The sequence below is a fragment of the Catellatospora paridis genome (genome assembly GCF_009720365.1).
In the GTDB taxonomy this organism is placed as follows: Bacteria; Actinomycetota; Actinomycetes; order Mycobacteriales; family Micromonosporaceae; genus Catellatospora; species Catellatospora paridis.
Genome location: NZ_WBZD01000038.1, coordinates 52,696 through 68,992, shown reverse-complemented (window position 1 = coordinate 68,992; position 16,297 = coordinate 52,696). Strand labels below are relative to the sequence as shown.

General features: G+C 71.4%; 14 protein-coding genes and 1 pseudogene. 5 read left to right on the top strand and 10 right to left on the bottom strand.

Features of this window, described 5'->3' with window-relative positions:
- Positions 1-9 precede the first annotated feature (9 nt).
- Both F9C41_RS36510 and F9C41_RS36505 read right to left on the bottom strand, forming a co-directional pair.
- A complete protein-coding gene (locus F9C41_RS36510; protein ID WP_155391420.1) occupies positions 10-1,659 on the bottom strand; it encodes an FAD-dependent oxidoreductase in 1,650 nt (549 codons plus the stop codon).
- Positions 1,660-1,812: 153 nt separating this feature from the next.
- Positions 1,813-2,565 (bottom strand): annotated as a pseudogene (locus F9C41_RS36505) (XRE family transcriptional regulator).
- A 105-nt stretch (positions 2,566-2,670) separates the two neighbouring features.
- Between F9C41_RS36505 and F9C41_RS36500 the strand changes: the two are divergent.
- Positions 2,671-2,904, top strand: coding sequence for a hypothetical protein (locus F9C41_RS36500; RefSeq protein WP_155391418.1), 234 nt, complete (start codon positions 2,671-2,673; stop codon positions 2,902-2,904).
- Positions 2,905-3,074: 170 nt separating this feature from the next.
- Here F9C41_RS36500 and F9C41_RS36495 read toward each other — a convergent pair whose 3' ends face one another.
- The 3 genes from F9C41_RS36495 to guaB form a co-directional block, all read right to left on the bottom strand.
- Positions 3,075-4,505, bottom strand: a complete 1,431-nt coding sequence (locus F9C41_RS36495) for a M1 family metallopeptidase (RefSeq protein WP_155391417.1) — start codon at positions 4,503-4,505, stop codon at positions 3,075-3,077.
- Positions 4,506-4,640: 135 nt separating this feature from the next.
- A complete protein-coding gene (locus F9C41_RS36490; protein WP_155391416.1) occupies positions 4,641-5,774 on the bottom strand; it encodes a GuaB3 family IMP dehydrogenase-related protein in 1,134 nt (377 codons plus the stop codon).
- Between the two features lie 39 nt (positions 5,775-5,813).
- Positions 5,814-7,304, bottom strand: a complete 1,491-nt coding sequence (gene guaB, locus F9C41_RS36485; RefSeq protein ID WP_155391415.1) for an IMP dehydrogenase — start codon at positions 7,302-7,304, stop codon at positions 5,814-5,816.
- Between the two features lie 184 nt (positions 7,305-7,488).
- Here guaB and F9C41_RS36480 point away from each other — a divergent pair, with 184 nt between their 5' ends.
- On the top strand, positions 7,489-7,869 hold the full coding sequence (locus tag F9C41_RS36480; RefSeq protein ID WP_120317068.1) for a DUF5319 domain-containing protein: 381 nt from the start codon (positions 7,489-7,491) through the stop codon (positions 7,867-7,869).
- Positions 7,870-8,029: 160 nt separating this feature from the next.
- Here the strand turns inward: F9C41_RS36480 and F9C41_RS36475 are convergent, their stop codons facing one another.
- On the bottom strand, positions 8,030-8,818 hold the full coding sequence (locus F9C41_RS36475) for a response regulator transcription factor (protein ID WP_155391414.1): 789 nt from the start codon (positions 8,816-8,818) through the stop codon (positions 8,030-8,032).
- Between the two features lie 200 nt (positions 8,819-9,018).
- Between F9C41_RS36475 and F9C41_RS36470 the strand changes: the two genes are divergently transcribed.
- A complete protein-coding gene (locus F9C41_RS36470) occupies positions 9,019-9,384 on the top strand; it encodes a WhiB family transcriptional regulator (RefSeq protein ID WP_155391413.1) in 366 nt (121 codons plus the stop codon).
- On the opposite strand, the gene F9C41_RS36465 is transcribed toward F9C41_RS36470, so the two are convergent.
- The 4 genes from F9C41_RS36465 to groES all read right to left on the bottom strand — a co-directional run bounded on the left by F9C41_RS36465 (position 9,365) and on the right by groES (position 14,025).
- Positions 9,365-10,879 carry a sulfite oxidase gene (locus F9C41_RS36465; RefSeq protein ID WP_155391412.1) on the bottom strand — a complete coding sequence of 505 codons (1,515 nt, stop codon included), beginning with the start codon at positions 10,877-10,879 and terminating at the stop codon, positions 9,365-9,367. The two genes, F9C41_RS36470 and F9C41_RS36465, sit on opposite strands and share 20 nt — an antisense overlap.
- A gap of 135 nt (positions 10,880-11,014) precedes the next feature.
- Positions 11,015-11,899, bottom strand: coding sequence for a hypothetical protein (locus F9C41_RS36460; protein ID WP_155391411.1), 885 nt, complete (start codon positions 11,897-11,899; stop codon positions 11,015-11,017).
- 102 nt (positions 11,900-12,001) lie between these two features.
- The gene (gene groL / locus F9C41_RS36455) at positions 12,002-13,642 is read right to left on the bottom strand and encodes a chaperonin GroEL (RefSeq protein WP_155391410.1); all 1,641 of its coding nucleotides are present in this window, start codon (positions 13,640-13,642) and stop codon (positions 12,002-12,004) included.
- A 68-nt stretch (positions 13,643-13,710) separates the two neighbouring features.
- A complete protein-coding gene (groES, locus tag F9C41_RS36450) occupies positions 13,711-14,025 on the bottom strand; it encodes a co-chaperone GroES (protein ID WP_186315790.1) in 315 nt (104 codons plus the stop codon).
- Between the two features lie 328 nt (positions 14,026-14,353).
- Between groES and F9C41_RS36445 the strand changes: the two genes are divergently transcribed.
- Both F9C41_RS36445 and ybaK read left to right on the top strand, forming a co-directional pair.
- Positions 14,354-15,523 carry a class I SAM-dependent methyltransferase gene (locus tag F9C41_RS36445; protein ID WP_155391409.1) on the top strand — a complete coding sequence of 390 codons (1,170 nt, stop codon included), beginning with the start codon at positions 14,354-14,356 and terminating at the stop codon, positions 15,521-15,523.
- A gap of 88 nt (positions 15,524-15,611) precedes the next feature.
- On the top strand, positions 15,612-16,091 hold the full coding sequence (ybaK, locus tag F9C41_RS36440) for a Cys-tRNA(Pro) deacylase (RefSeq protein ID WP_155391408.1): 480 nt from the start codon (positions 15,612-15,614) through the stop codon (positions 16,089-16,091).
- The last annotated feature ends 206 nt before the right edge of the window (positions 16,092-16,297 follow it).

Here is a 16,297-nt window from a genome sequence, read left to right as displayed (position 1 = left end):
GCGTTCAGGTCACGCTGCGGTGATTTTCCGGTACGGCTCGCCCAGCGTCGGCCGCCGATCCGGCTCCCCCTTCACCGGCCACGCCGCGAAGGCCCGCTCGGCCTGCGCGGTGATGGTCAGCGACGGGTTCACGCCCAGGTTGGCCGCGACCGCGGCGCCGTCGGCGACGTGCAGCCCCGGATGCCCGAACACCCGCTGGTACGGGTCCACGACCCCGTGTTCCGCATCCGCCCCGATCACGGCCCCGCCGAGGATGTGCGCGGTCAGCGGGATGTCGAGCACCTCCGGCAGCGCTCCGCCCGGCAGCCCGCCGATCTCCTCCGCCAGCAGCCGCACCGCCTCGTTGCCCGCCGGGATCCAGGTCGGGTTCGGCGCGCCGTGGCCCTGGGTCGAGCGCAGCCCGCCGCGCCGCAGCCGCACCGTCAGCGAGTTGTCCGCCGACTGCATGACCAGCGCGATGATGGTGCGATTGGACCAGTCACGGACCGACATGGCCCGCAGGTAGGCGAACGGCCACCGGAACATCGCCTTCGCCCAGCGCCGCCCGCGCCCCGGCCCGCCGTCGGTCAGCGCCGACTGCAGCAGCCCCATCGAGTTGGAGCCCTTGCCGTAGCGCACCGGCTCGATGTGGGTCCGCTCGTCCGGATGGAACGAACTCGTGATCGCCACGCCCTCGGTGTACTTCAGCCCCCGCTTGCGGGCCTGCCCGGGCAGCACCGTCGCGCCGACCAGCGACTCGGAGTTGGTGCGGGTCAGCGCGCCGACCCGGTCCGACAGCCGGGGCAGATCGCCGGAGGCCTTCATGGTGTGCAGCAGCCGCTGGGTGCCGAGCGCGCCGGCCGCGAACACCACCTGACCGGCCTCGATCACCCCGCCGCCGGCCGCCCGACGCCGACGCCCGAACCGCGCCCCGGTCCTGACCAGCTCGACCCGGTAGCCGGGCCCGTCGACCGGCTTGACGGCGGTGACCGTCGACATCGGGAAGATCTGCGCACCGGCCTGCTCGGCCAGCCACAGGTAGTTCTTGACCAGGGTGTTCTTCGCGTTGTGGCGGCAGCCCGTCATGCACTCGCCGCAGTGCAGGCAGCCCGCCCGCTCGGGCCCCATGCCGTCGAAGTACGGGTCCGGCACGGACTGGCCGGGCATACCGAGGAAGACCCCGACCGGGGTGGGGTGGAACGTGTCGCCGACCCCCATGCGCTCGGCGACCTTGCGCATCGCCTCGTCGGCGGGGGTGGTGCGGTCGTAGACGGTCACCCCGAGCATGCGCTCCGCGGTGTCGTAGTGCGGGGCCAGCTCGGCCTTCCAGTCGGTGATGTCGCGCCACTGCGGGTCGGTGTAGAACGGGTCCAGCGGGCGGTACAGCGTGTTGGCGTACACCAGCGAGCCGCCGCCGACGCCCGCGCCGGACAGCACCAGCACGCCCGCGCCCTGGTGCCCCTTGTCCGGGCGCAGCAGGGTGATCCGCTGGATGCCGTAGCAGCCCAGCGCCGGGGCCCACAGGAACCGCCGCAGCCGCCAGCTGGTCTTGGGGAAGTCCTGGTCGGCGAAGCGCCGCCCCGCCTCCAGCACGGCCACCGAGTAGCCCTTCTCGGCCAGCCGCAGCGCCGCCACGCTCCCGCCGAACCCGGAGCCGATCACCACCACGTCGTACCGCATGCCGAGATTATTACCGGCCAGTTAACTTCCCGGAAGCCCTCACCCGCACGCCGCGCGCCCATGATCGCTGTTTACGGTCGAAAGCTGCGGTCAGACCCGAGGTTCTGACCGCGAACAGCGATCTCCACGGCAAGGCTCGGCGAGCGGAGGTGGTCAGGCGGCTGGGGGGCGGTTGTGGCGGTCCATGGCGGCCTTGTTGGTTGAGGCCTCCTGGAAGACCAGTTCCCATGGGCCGGTGTTGACGTCCATCTCCTTGCCGAAGCCGACCCACTTGCCGGCCATCCGCCGCCCGGTCGGCTCGACCAGCAGCTGGATCGCGCCGTGGTAGCGGGCCCCCCGGTAGTAGCCGTCGGTCGCCGTCTGCTCCACCCAGGTGCCGGTGACGACGTTGCCATCCACGGTGAGGTCCATGGTCAGTGGGGAGTCCGAAGAACCCGGCAGGCTGCGCACCGTGAGCCGGTCGCCGTGCTGGAGCAAGACCACGTGGTGCAGGCCGGTGAAGGTGCCCTCGCGGCCGCTGGAGTGGTACTCGTACCGGCTGAGCCAGATGCCGGAGTGGTTCACCCCGGACGCCGCCGAGGCGCGCGGCAGGTTCGGCAGTGCCTGCGTCGGCACCGTGGGCTCCGCGTCCGCGTCCACGCCATCGGTCGCGGCGGGTGGGTGGGGCATCGAGAGGGAGAAGCCCAGGGCACTGATCGGCAGCCCGGTGACCACCTCCAAAGCACGGGCGTACGTCGGCCGGGGCGTGATGATGACCCCCGCCTCCCAGCGCTGGACCAGCCGCTTGTTGGCGTCATTCGGCACACCGGCGCGCTGCCCGGCGTCGCGGATGGCACGGGCGAAGTCGTCCTGACTCATGAGCATGCCCATGCGCACGGCACGCAGTGTCGCGTTAGGAGCAGTCATGCCGACACGATACGCCCATGACGCCGAAATGACGCCCTGCATGTCACCGGACGGACGCCCCGGCGGACGCCGCGTGACGTGCCCGGCCCGCCATACCGTGCCCGCATGGACACGCCGATGGCCGAACCGGAGTTCCTCAGGTACGCCGAAGCCCAGGCCGCCTACGGACACCACCTGCTCGGGGTGCACCGGCGCGACGGAACAGGCTGCTGCACCTCGTGCGGCCGCCCCCATCCCTGTGACCGGCGCGTGCACGGCGGCCGACTGATCGTCCACTACCAGGACTGGGGAGGCCACGAGCCCGGCCCGAGGCAGGCCCGTCGGCGTACACCCGAATGAGACGCGGGCGCGGGTGGCGCCCATGGCTCGCACCCCGCAGCCCACCCGCGCCCGTCCCACCTGCCCGCAGACTCCCTCACCTACCGAAAGATCGCTGTTTCGTGTCGGGACCTGGGGTCAGACCCGAGGTTTCGACACGAAACAGCGATCTCCGCGAAAGAGGGCCGGGGTCAGCGCGGCGGGCGGCCGGTTTCGAAGAGCCACTTCTGGAAGAAGTCACCCAGGTTCTGGCCGCTGATGCGCTCGGCGAGGGTGATGAACTCGGCGGTGTTGGCGTTGCCGTCGCGCTGCTCCGCGGCCCAGGTCTTCAGGATCTCGAAGAACTTGTCGTCGCCGACGAGCTTGCGCAGCGCGTGCAGGGTCATCCCGCCGCGGTCGTAGACGCTGCCGGAGAAGATGTTGTCCGCGCCGGGCGAGCCGGGGGCGATGTCCCAGATCCGGCTGCCGGGGTCGCGGTAGCGGGAGTCGAACTCCTCCTGGATCGTGGACACGCCGATCTTCTCGCCCCACATCCACTGGGCGTACGTCGCGAAGCCCTCGTTGAGCCAGATGTGCTCCCAGCGGTCCACCGACACGCTGTCGCCGAACCACTGGTGGGCCAGCTCGTGCGCCACCACGATGGTGTTCTGGCCGCGGCTCCAGAAGGCGTCGGAGTAGACCGGACGGGTCTGCGTCTCCAGCGCGTAGCGCACCCGCTCGTCGTCGATGACGATGCCGCCGTAGGCGTCGAACGGGTAGGGCCCGAAGTACTGCTCCAGGAAGTCGGTGATCTCCGTGGTCTGCGCCATGGCCTCGTCGATGTTGCCCTTGGGCAGCGACTCGGCGACCGCGGTCAGCACCGGCTTGCCCTTGTGCGTGCCCTCGACCGTGCGGTAGTCGCCGATCACGAAGGTGGCCAGGTAGGGCGCCATGGGCGAGGTGACCTTCCAGCGCCAGCTGGTCCAGCCGTCCTGGGTGGACTTGCCTTCGAGCAGGCCGTTGCTGATGGCGTCGAGGTCGCCGGGCACGGTCAGCTCGATGGCGTACAGCGCCTTGTCCTTGGGGTGGTCGTTGACCGGGAACCAGGTGGTCGCCGATTCGGGCTCGCCGATGGTGAACGCGCCGTCGGGAGTGGTCAGGAAGCCGGTGACGCCGAGGTCGGCCGCGGTGATCGCCTTGGGCACGCCCCCGTAGGTGACCACGGTGACGAACTGCTTGCCGGTGCCGACCGGGGCGGCCGGGGTGATGATCAGCTCGTCGCCCTGCCGGGTCGAGGTCGCCGCCGCGCCGTCCACAGTGATCTTGTCGACGACCAGGCCGTGCAGGTCGAGGTGGAACTTCGACAGGTCGGTGGTGGCGGTGGCGGTCACCGTCGCGACGCCCGCGAGCTTGTCGGTCGCCGGGTCATACTTGATCTTCAGGTCGTACGCGGAGACGTCGTAGCCGCCGTTGCCGTAGCCGGGGAAGTACGGGTCACCGGCGCCCGACAGGTTGACCGGCACGGACACCGGTTCGGGGAACCGGTCCTGCGCACCGGTGAACAGGGGCCGGGCCGGGCCCGAGCATCCGGCCAGCAGTGCGGCCGTCACCGCCGCCGCCGCGACCCACGTACGCCTGACCATGCGACCTCCCGCCGTAGAGCCTCCACCCTAACCGCCGTCGCCGACGCCCGATGCCGACTCGGCGCTCATCTCGCACGAAGCCCCGCCGAGCTGCGAGAACAGCAGCGGCGGGGCTTCGACGGGAGACTTCTGTGCTCAGTTGTCGAGCAGCAGGCCGACCTTCTGGAACTCCTTCAGGTCGCGGTAGCCGCACTTGGCCATCGCCCGCTTGAGGCCGCCGAACAGGTTCAGCAGGCCGTCGGGATCGGTGGCCGGGCCGTAGAGCAGCTGCTCCAGCGAGCCGAGCGGCTCGGGGGTCAGCCCGATCGAACCGCGCGGCAGCTTCGGGTGGCTGGCCGACGGGTGCCACCACAGGCCGTTGCCGGGCATGCCCTCGGCCAGCGACAGCGGCGCGCCGAGCATGACCGCGTCCGCGCCGCAGCCCAGCGCCTTGGCGATGTCGCCGGAGGTGTGCACGTCGCCGTCGGCGATCAGGTGCACGTACCGGCCGCCGGTCTCGTCCAGGTAGTCGCGGCGGGCCGCGGCCGCGTCGGCGATCGCGCTGGCCATCGGCACCCGGATGCCGAGCACGGCCTCGCTGGTGGTCAGGTGGTCCGCGCCGATGCCGACGATGACGCCCGCCGCGCCGGTGCGCATCAGGTGCAGCGCCGTCTGGTAGTTGGTGCAGCCGCCGACGATGACCGGCAGGTCCAGGTCGGCGATGAACTCCTTGAGGTTCAGCGGCTCGTCCACCGTGGAGACGTGCTCCGCCGACACGATGGTGCCCTGGATGACCAGCAGGTCCACCCCGGAGTCGAGGATGACCGGGGCCAGCGCCAGGGTGTGCTGCGGGGACACCCGCACCGCCACGGTGACGTTGCCGTCGCCCGCGAGCGCGCGCATCTCGCGCACCCGCTCCGCGATCAGCTCCGGCTTGATCGGCTCGGCGGCGTAGAGCTGCTGCAGCCGGGCGGTCAGGTTCTCCTCTTCGCCGGCCTCGGCCAGCGCTTCGAGCTGCTTGCGCGGGTCCTCGTACCGGGTCCACAGGCCCTCGACGTTGAGCACGCCCAGCCCGCCGAGCCGGCCCAGCGCGACCGCGCTGGCCGGACTCATGATCGCGTCGGACGGGTGCGCCACGCACGGGATGCCGAACTTGTACGCGTCGAGCTGCCAGTTCGTCGAGACGTCGTCCACGTCGCGGGTACGCCGGCTCGGCACGATCGCGATGTCATCCAGGTGGTAGCCGCGCTGGGCGGTCTTCCCCATGCCGATCTCGACGATGTCACGCACAGTGGATCCTCTCCGCGGTTCTCTTCAGCTTCGCAGACGCTACCGCGAGTGGTAGTTCGGCGCTTCCACGGTCATCTGGATGTCGTGCGGGTGGGACTCCTTGAGCCCCGCCGCGGTGATGCGCACCAGCTGGCCGCGCTCGCGCAGCTGCACGATGTCGGCCGCGCCGCAGTAGAACTGGGCCTGGCGCAGGCCGCCGACGAGCTGGTGGGCGACCGTGGCCAGGGTGCCGCGGTAGGGCACCTGGCCCTCGACGCCCTCGGGGATGAGCTTGTCCGCCTGGGTGACGTCGGCCTGGAAGTAGCGGTCCTTGGAGTAGGACTGCGCGGCCGGGCCGCGGGCCATCATCGCGCCGAGCGAGCCCATGCCGCGATACGCCTTGAACTGCTTGCCGTTCATGAAGACCAGGTCGCCGGGGCTCTCCTCGCAGCCGGCCAGCGCCTGTCCGAGCATGACGGTCTCCGCGCCGGCCACGATCGCCTTGGCGATGTCGCCGGAGTACTGGATGCCGCCGTCGCCGATCACCGGCACGCCCGCGGGGCCGCAGGCCCGGGCGGCCTCCATGATGGCCGTGATCTGCGGCACGCCCACGCCCGCCACGATCCGGGTGGTGCAGATGGCGCCCGGCCCGACACCCACCTTGACCGCGTCCGCGCCCGCCTCGACGAGCGCCTTGGCGCCGGCGTAGGTGGCCACGTTGCCGCCGACGATGTCGACCTCGCCGGCCTCCTTCTTGAGCAGCGCGACCAGCTCCGGCACCGCCCGGTTGTGGCCGTGCGCGGTGTCCACCATGATCACGTCCACTCCCGCGTCGATCAGCGCCCGGGCCCGCTTGTAGCCGTCCTCGCCGACGCCCACCGCGGCGGCGACCCGCAGCCGTCCCGCGCCGTCCTTGGTGGCCAGCGGGAACTGCTCGGTCTTGACGAAGTCCTTGACGGTGATGAGCCCGCGCAGCCGGCCGGTCTCGTCGACCAGCGGCAGCTTCTCCACCTTGTGCTCGCGCAGCAGCGCCAGCGCCTGCTCCTTGGACGCCCCCACCGGCGCGGTGATCAGCGGCATGGGGGTCATCACCTCGCGCGCCTTCACCGACATGTCGGTGACGAAGCGCATGTCACGGTTGGTGACGATGCCGACCAGGGTGCCGTCGGCGTTGGTGACCGGCAGGCCGGAGATGCGGTAACGCGCGCACATGGCGTCCACGTCGCGCAGCGTGTCGTCGGGCGAGCAGGTCACCGGGTTGGTGATCATGCCGGACTCGGACCGCTTCACCAGGTCGACCTGAGCCGCCTGGTCTTCCACGGAGAGGTTGCGGTGCAGCACGCCGATGCCGCCCTGGCGGGCCATCGCGATCGCCATCCGGGCCTCGGTGACGGTGTCCATGGCGCTCGACACCAGCGGGATCTGCAGCGTGACGTTCCTGGTCAGCCGGGTCTGAGTGGTCACCTGGCTGGGGATCAGGTCCGATTCGCCGGGCACCAGCAGGACGTCGTCGAAGGTGAGGCCGAGTGGAATCTCGCGGGCGGCATCCATCTTTTTGTCCCCCTGGGTCCGGAGCGCGGCATGTGGGTGTGATCGGGCTCCAATGAATGGTACCCAGCGCTCCACCTGGCCCGAATTCGCCCATGCGTGGGGTGGCCCACCTCATGGAGATCTGTCGCTGACGCGCGGGGGACTCATGCCCCCGCTCCCGCGCTCAGGGGTCTAACGTGAAGGGGTGCAGCACGACGAGCCCATTGACCCCTTCCACGGGGACCCGACCGACCCCACGGCCGGCCTGGACGACCCCGAGGGCGACGCGTACGGCGAGCTCTCGACCCAGGAGCGCGCCGATCTGCTCGCCGACCTCGCCGAGCTCGAGGTCTACCAGGTGCTGCTGTCCCCGAAGGGCATCCGCGGCCTCGTGGTCGACTGCGAGGACTGCCGGGAGCCGCACTACTTCGACTGGGACCTGCTCCGGGGCAACCTGCGCCACCTGCTCGACTCCGGCCGGCCGCGGGTGCACGAGCCCGCCTACGACCCCGACCCGGACCACTACGTGACCTGGGAGTACGCCCGCGGCTACGCCGATGCCGTGGACGACATGGTCGAGGAGTAACCGAACGACGCCGATCAGGCCGTGCCGCATCCGCGGCACGGCCTGATTCGTGTGATGGGCCGCCGAAGCGCGGCCTGGCGTGACTCGGCGGTTGTTGCGTGGTGCCCGAGGGGCGGCGGCACCCGGCGCGGGAGGGGTTCGCGCCGGGCGCCGCCGCTACTCAGAAGACCAGTCCGGCACGGAAACCGGCCGCCACCGCGTGCGCGCGGTCGCGCGCGCCGAGCTTGCGGAACAGCCGCCGGGCGTGGGTCTTCACGGTGTCCTCGGAGACGAACAGGTCGCGGCCGATCTCGGCGTTGCTCTGGCCGTCGGCCATCCCGCGGAGCACCTGGAGTTCGCGCTCGGTCAGGGTGACCGAGCGGGCCGGGCGCACCGCGCCACCGGGCGGAGCCTCGCCCGGCAGGTCGCCACGCTGGGCGGGCACCACCGCGGAGGACACCGTGCCCGAACCGCGGTTGGAGTACGGCACCGACATGCCCGGACCGGCGGGCGGCATGGCCCGGCCGGGTCCGGCAGGCGCACGGGAGGCGCCGGCCATCACCCCGCTGACCGCGGGCCGGATGGCGTCGGCGGTGCGCGTGGCAGGCCTGCTGACCAGCAGCAGCGCCTTGGCGGCGGTGCTCACCGGATCAGGGTCGGTCCCGCCGATCAGCCCTCTGGCCCCGGCGCGGATGGCGGCCTGCGCGGCGGCAGGCTCCTCCGGGCCGAACAGCACCAGCTGGGCGTGCGGCACCGCGGTCATCACCTTTCGGGTGAATCCCACGGTATCGGGCCGGGTGAGCGCGGTGTCGGCCAGCACGATCCCGGCCGGGAACGCGGCGAGCTGCGCGATCGCCTCGGCGGCGCTGGTCACGGTACGCACTCCCGCGGCCACCCCCAGGCGCTCGGCACACGAGGCGATGGTCGCGGCCGCCGCGGCGGTGCGGACGCATACGAGAACGGTCTGCACGGTGATCCCCCTCTCTCCTGCGAAGAAGACCACGAGACACCCAGATCATTACGCACTTTCCGGGGATTCCGTCGAAATCTCGGTCCAGCACTACCTGATCATCCACTGGATGGCGACAAGTGGACGTACGCGGAGTAACGTGCTGACGTTGCCTAAATCTCTTCGCTTGAACTCAAGCCTCCCATCCCCTAGGAGGTCAGATGGCTCACTTCCGCAGACTTCCCGGTCCGATAGCCGACGTTTGGGACTGGCAGCATCACGGCGCGTGCAAAGGCCGTGACAGCCTGCAGTTCTTCCACCCCGATGGTGAAAGAGGCTCATCTCGGGGACGCCGCGAAAGCGCGGCGAAACAGGTATGCAATCGCTGCCCGGTCCGCTCTGAATGCGCCGCGCATGCGTTGACCACCCGCGAGCCATACGGCGTATGGGGCGGGTTCACCGAGCACGAGCGAAGCCAGCTGTTGCAACTGGGCTGGCGCGAATGCGCCGACCGACGCGGCGACCGCGTCGACGTGCAGCGGCTCGAAGCCCGTCTGTCCGAGGACGTCAGCGCACCTGCACGCTGATCGTGTGCCAGCCTGTCGCCCCGTCCGGGGCCGGATCGGCACGGGCCTCCGTCTGCACCTGACCGCTGGTGTCCGCCGCGCGCACGGCGAGCGTGTGCTCGCCCGGCGCGGCGTCCCAGCGGAGACTCCACTGCCGCCAGGTGTCCGGTGACACCGTGCCGGCCAGGTCGGCGGGCTGCCACGGGCCGTCGTCGACGCGTACCTCCACGGCGGTGACCCCGCGGTGCTGGGCCCAGGCGACCCCGGCGACCGTGACCGTGCCCGCGGTGACCGTGCCGCCCTCGCGCGGCGTGTCGATCCGCGACTCGGTCTTGATCGGGCCCTCCGCCGACCAGCCCCGCCGCACCCAGTACGCGTCGAAGTCGGCGAAGGAGCTCAGTTCCAGCTCGGTGACCCACTTGGTGGCGCTGACGTAGCCGTAGAGGCCCGGCACCACCATGCGCACCGGGAAGCCGTGCTCCACCGGCAGCGGCTCGCCGTTCATCGCCACGGCCAGCATCGCGTCCCGGCCGTCGCGCAGCGCCGCGGTGGGCGTGCCACAGTTCCAGCCGTCCACCGAACGGCTGACGACCTGGTCGGCGCCGTCCAGCGGGCCCGCCTCGTCCAGCAGGTCCTTCAGCGGCACGCCGAGCCAGCGGGCGTTGCCGATGAGGTCGCCGCCCACCTCGTTGGAGACGCAGGCCAGCGTGACGTAACGCTCGATCATGGGGCGGGCCAGCAACTGCTCGTAGGTCAGCGTCATGGGCCGGGCCACCCGGCCGTGGATGCGCAGCTGCCAGCTCGCCGGATCGACCTGCGGCACGATCAGCGCCGTGTCGATGCGGTAGAAGTCCCCGTCGGGAGTCACGTACTCGGACAGGCCCGCCACCGGCGGGTCGACCGTGCCGGGCAGCGCGGGCGCGGGGCTCGCGGGCTTCGGCAGCGTGATCGCCTCGCGGGCCTGCTGCACGTCCTTGCGGGAGGCCAGCGCGCGCCCGACATAACCGGACACCAGCGCCACGCCGAACCCGGCCACACTCAGCCGCAGGAAGCGCCGCCGCCCCGCCACGCGCGACGCCTCGGTCGCCGGGCTGTCGGGCAACCGGTCCACACGGGCGGCGACCTCCAGCAGCAGGTGCAGCACGCCCACCGCGGCCGCCGCGCCGAGCACGGCGGGCAGGAACGCGGCGGCCCCGGCGTTCGGGCGGGTCAGCGCCGCAGCGGCCCCGATCAGGCCGAACAGCATGACGCCTGCCACGCCCCAGCGGAAGTCGCGCCGCGCGGCCAGGCCCACCAGCGCCGCGAAGACCGTGAGCAGCAGCGCCGTGCCGACCAGCAGGGCCACCTTGTCGTACACCCCGAAGACGCTGATCGCCGCGGCCTTGACCGGCTCGGGCACCAGGTCGATCACCGCGCCGCCGACCGCGATCAGCGGCGCGCTGCGCGGCCCCGTCCACACCGCGACCAGCTCGCCCAGCCCCACGGCCACCGCAGCCGAGGCCACTCCCGCGATCATCGCCCTGCTCCGACTCACCACGCTCGCCAGTCTGCTCCGATCGGACCCCGAGCAACATCACCCGATGCCTTACCGATGCCTTACCGATGCGCGCCCCGCTCGCCCGCGACGCGCGCTGCCTGTGCCGGGGCGGGGTCACTGAAGGGGAATGTCCACGGCGATGTTGGGTGGGGCGTCGAAGCTGCCGTGGATGATGCTGAAGGACAGGCGTACCGAGTCGGTGTCCGGGCCGAGCACGCCGTCGAACACGATGACGCCCGTCGCCTCGCCGCCGGCGGGCACGGTCTCCGGCCAGGTGCTCGCGCCCGGGTCCGGCAGCAGTGTCTCCCCGGCGGCGGTGAGCTGGGCCCGGCCGAACGTGGGCAGCGTCAGGGCGTCCCCGCCCGTGTTCTCGCCGCGGATCTTGACCTTGGTGGCCTGGCTGGTGACCTCGACGCTCAGCACGGTGATGGTCAGCGGCCCGCCGGTCTCGGACACCTCCGACGCGAGCCGTTCCTGACCAGTCTCGTCGCGCTTGGCGATCCACGGCGGGGTGGCCAACTCGCTCAGCTTCTGCACCCCGGCCTGCACGGCCGTGGTCGCCAGGTAGCCGCCGCCCGCGCAGAGGGCGAGCAGCACGATCGCGCTGAGCACCAGCCCCGGGCCGCTGCGCCGCCGCGCCGGCGCACCGGCGGGGATGGGGTGGGGGTAGCCGACGTTGCCGGGATAGCCCGCACCGGGGCCGTCGACCGGGTAGCGGCCGGCCGGGGCCGGGATGGTGTAGCCGCCGGGCGGCGGGACCCGGCCCGTCGCGACGCCTCCCGGCGCCGGGGCCACGCTCCCGGACTTGCCGCTCTTGGCCAGGTCGATCAGGCCCAGCAGCAGTGCCACGACCAGACCGACGCTGCCGGAGATGACCAGTGCCTTGGTCCGGCTCACCTCGGCCGCGGTCAGGTAGTCGGTCAGGCCGGTGCCCAGCGTCGCGACCAGGTAGGCCAGGCCCACCAGGCCGAAGTACCGCAGCATGCCGCGCCCTGTCATGCCAGGCACCCTATCGACCGACATGCATGCCACAAAGGACGGAAAGGCGACAGCGGGCCCCGGCCGAGGCCGGGACCCGCTGTCACTGTCGACTGCTCAGGCTCAGAAGCCCGGGCCGTGCGAGTGGCCGTGGCCGTGGCCGCCGTGGCCGTTGCCCGCGGGCTCGGACTTGGCCGGCTTCTCGACGATCAGCGACTCGGTGGTGAGCAGCAGGCCGGCGATCGACGCGGCGTTGATGGCCGCGTTGCGGGTCACCTTCACCGGGTCGACGATGCCGGACTTGACCAGGTCGACGAACTCGCCCTTGGCCGCGTCGAGGCCGGTGCCCCACTCGCTGGCCTGGACCTTCTGCACGATGACGTAGCCGTCGTGACCGGCGTTCTGCGCGATCCAGCGCAGCGGCTCGACCAGTGCCTTGCGCACGATCGAGACGCCGACCTTCTCCTCGCCGGTGAAGCCCAGGTCGTCGTCGAGCACGCTGACGATCTGGGCCAGCGCGGCGCCGCCACCGGGGACGATGCCCTCTTCGACCGCCGCGCGGGTGGCCGCGATGGCGTCCTCGATGCGGTGCTTGCGCTCCTTCATCTCGACCTCGGTCGCGGCGCCGACCTTGATGACGGCGATGCCGCCGGACAGCTTGGCCAGGCGCTCGCCCAGCTTCTCCTTGTCCCAGTCGGAGTCCGAGGCCTCGATCTCCTTGCGGATCTGCGAGACCCGCGAGTTGACCTCGTCCTGCGACCCGCCACCGTCCACGATCGTGGTGGTGTCCTTGGTGATGACGGCGCGGCGCGCCGAGCCGAGCTGCTCCAGGGTGACGCCGTCGAGCTTGTAGCCCAGCTCGGGTGCGATCAGCTCACCGCCGGTGAGCACGGCGAGGTCCTGCAGCATCGCCTTGCGGCGGTCGCCGAAGCCGGGGGCCTTCACCGCGGCGACCTTGACGGTCTTGCGGATCGAGTTCACCACCAGCGTGCTCAGCGCCTGGCCGTCGACGTCCTCGGCCACGATCAGCAGCGGCTTGCTGGTCTGGAGCACCTTCTCCAGCAGCGGCAGCAGCTCCTCGATCGAGGAGATCTTGCTGGTGGTGATGAGGATGTACGGGTCGTCCAGCACGGCCTCGCCCGACTCGGGGTCGGTGACGAAGTGCGGCGAGATGAAGCCCTTGTCGAACTGCATACCCTCGGTGATGTCGAGCTCGGTGGTCATGGTCGAGCCCTCTTCGACGGTGATGACACCGTCCCGGCCGACCTTGTCCATCGCCTCGGCGATCAGCTCACCGATGGTGGAGTCCTGCGCCGAGATCGTCGCGACCTGCGCGATGTCCGACTTGTCGGCGACCGGGGTCGCCTTGGCCAGCAGCGCGTCGCTGATCTTGGTGACGGCCGCGTCGATGCCGCGCTTGATGCCCGCCGGGTTGGTGCCCGCGGTCACGTTGCGCAGGCCCTCGCGGACCATCGCCTGGGCCAGCACGGTGGCCGTGGTGGTGCCGTCACCGGCGACGTCGTTGGTCTTGGTCGCCACCTCCTTGACCAGCTGCGCGCCCAGGTTCTCGTACGGGCTCGACAGCTCGATCTCCTTGGCGATGGTGACGCCGTCGTTGGTGATCGTGGGCGCGCCGAACTTCTTGTCGAGGACCACGTTGCGGCCCTTGGGGCCGAGCGTGACCTTGACGGTGTCGGCCAGCGCGTTGACACCGTGCTCCAGCAGGTGCCGCGCTTCGTCGGAGAAGGCAAGGATCTTAGGCATCAATCGTCTCCCTTAAACGTCACGATGCCCCGGCCCGCCCGCGAGGGCGTGCCGGGGCATCGCACGGATCACTTCTCGACGACCGCGAGGACGTCGCGGGCGGAGAGCAGCAGGTACTCCTCGCCGGCGTACTTGACCTCGGTGCCGCCGTACTTCGAGTAGATGACCTTGTCACCCACCTTGACGTCCACCGGGATGCGGGTGCCCTTGTCGTCGACGCGGCCGGGGCCGACGGCGAGGACGGTGCCCTCCTGCGGCTTCTCCTTGGCGGTGTCGGGGATCACGAGGCCTGACGCGGTGGTGGTCTCAGCCTCGTTCGCCTGGACCAGGATCCGGTCCTCGAGCGGCTTGATCGCAACCTTCGTCGCGGTAGTCACGAGCATACCCTCCTGGGGTATAGCCCCGGGTTCTCGCGGCACGAGACCCGGGTGTTGTCTTCTGGTCAAGTCTTCGCCCGAACGCAGCCGTCGTCGCGGGTGTCGGCGTCGCCGGGCGGGTCATGCGTTAGCACTCTGCATGGCAGGGTGCTAACTCCGAACATTATGCCGCGTCTAGCACTCAGTCAAGGAGAGTGCCAGCCGCCACTCGGTGAATTATCCGATTCACCTGGTGTCCAGCGCTCAGCGGGGGCATGTCGAACCCGACTGTGACGTCCTCGATCCGCCCTCCACCGCGCCGGTGCACGCTCGGAGCCGCTGCCAGAATGAGGGCGTGGATCTCGATCAGCTCGCGCAGCTGCGTACCCCCGACGGTGTGGCGGCGCTGGACCTGGCCGCGGAGCTGGCCGGGACCGACGAGCTGGCCGCCGCCTCGGCGCTGCGGGCCCGCGGCGTGCCGCCCGGCCTCGCCGCCGCCGCCCTCACCCAGGTCTCGCTGCGCCGCCGCGCGTCGGCCAAGTTCGGCGCGGACGCCGGACGGGTCTTCCTCACCCGTGCCGGGCTGGAGCAGGCCACCCGCGAGATCGTCGCGAAACGCCGCGCGGCCCGGCTGCACGCCGCCGGCACGACAGCCCTCGCCGACCTGGGCTGCGGCCTCGGCGCCGACCTGCGCGCCGTCGCCGCCACCGGCATCCGGGCGTACGGCGTCGACGCCGACCCGCTGACCGCCGCCTGCGCCGCGCTCAACGTCCCCGACGCGACCGTGACCTGCGGCGACGCTCAGGACTTCGACCTGAGCCAGGTCGACGCGGTGTTCTGCGACCCGGCCCGGCGCAGCGGCGGCCGCCGCGTGTTCCGCCCCGAGGACTACTCGCCGCCGTGGGACTGGGTGCTGTCCCTGCCGCAGCGCGTACCTCGCACCGTGCTCAAGCTCGCCCCTGGCATCGACCAGGCACTGCTGCCCCCGGGCTGCGAGCTGGAACTGGTCTCCGTCGACGGCGACGTGGTCGAGGCCGCGGCCTGGTGCGGCCCCCTGGCGTCGTCACCGCGCCGTGCCACGGTGTTCCGCGACGGCGTCCCGCACGAGCTCACCGGCAGCGGGGAGCAGACCGCACCGGTCGCCCCGCCCGGCCGCTACGTGACCGACCCCGACGGCGCGGTGGTCCGCGCCCACCTGGTCGCCGAGTTCGCCGCGGCGCACGGCGGCTGGCTCGCCGACCCCCACATCGCCTACATCTGGTCCGACACCCCCATCGCCTCCCCGTTCGGCCGCTGCTTCGCCGTCGACGAGGTCCTCCCGTTCTCCCTCAAGCGCCTGCGCGCCGTCCTCCGCGACCGCCAGGTCGGCCGCCTCGAGATCCTCAAACGCGGCAGCGCCCTCGACGTCGAACAACTCCGCCGCGACCTCCGCCTCGCCGGCCCCAACCCCGCCTCCCTCCTCCTCACCCGCACCGCCACCACCCCCCTCGCCATCCTCGCCACCCCCCTCCCCCCACCGGGTTGATCATGAACTTATGGCACGGCTCGACGGCGTTTCGTGTCCACAAGTCCCTGATCGACTCCCCGGCCCGCGGCGGCGGTAGCATCGCGGCGTGGCCAGCCAGGGGACTCCCGCGACAGCACTGCTCACGAAGCAGAAGGTGAAGCACACGCTGCACCCGTACGAGGTCTCGCCCGACTCCCCCAACTACGGCGCACTGGTCGCCGACGCGATCGGGGCCGACCCGGCGCGCGTGTTCAAGACGCTGGTCACCGAGGTCGACGGCGCGCTCACCGTGGCCGTGGTGCCGGTGACCGGCGAGATCGACCTGAAGGCGCTGGCCGCGGCGGCCGGCGGCAAGAAGGCGGCCATGGCCGACCGCGACCTCGCCGAGAAGACCACCGGGTACGTCCGCGGCGGCATCAGCCCGCTCGGCCAGCGCAAGCGCCTGCCCACGGTGATCGACCAGTCGGCCCTCGACGGCGACCTGATCTACGTCTCCGCCGGCAAGCGCGGCCTCCAGCTCCGCCTGGCCCCCGCCGACCTGGTCCGCCTCACCTCGGCCACCCTCGCCCCCATCGCCCGCGCCTGACCCCCGCGCCCGGTCGCACGAAGATTGCCATTTCGGGTCAAAACCTGCGGTAGCACCCAGGGTTCTGACGCGAACCCGCGATCTTGGAACCAGCCGCCCGCCGGCCGCCCCGGCGTTGTCCGATTGCCGGGATTGAGCGTGTCGTGCCCACAAATCGCGCAAGATCGGCGCGGCGGGAAAGGGCAGCGAGCGGGCGGGTTACGGGG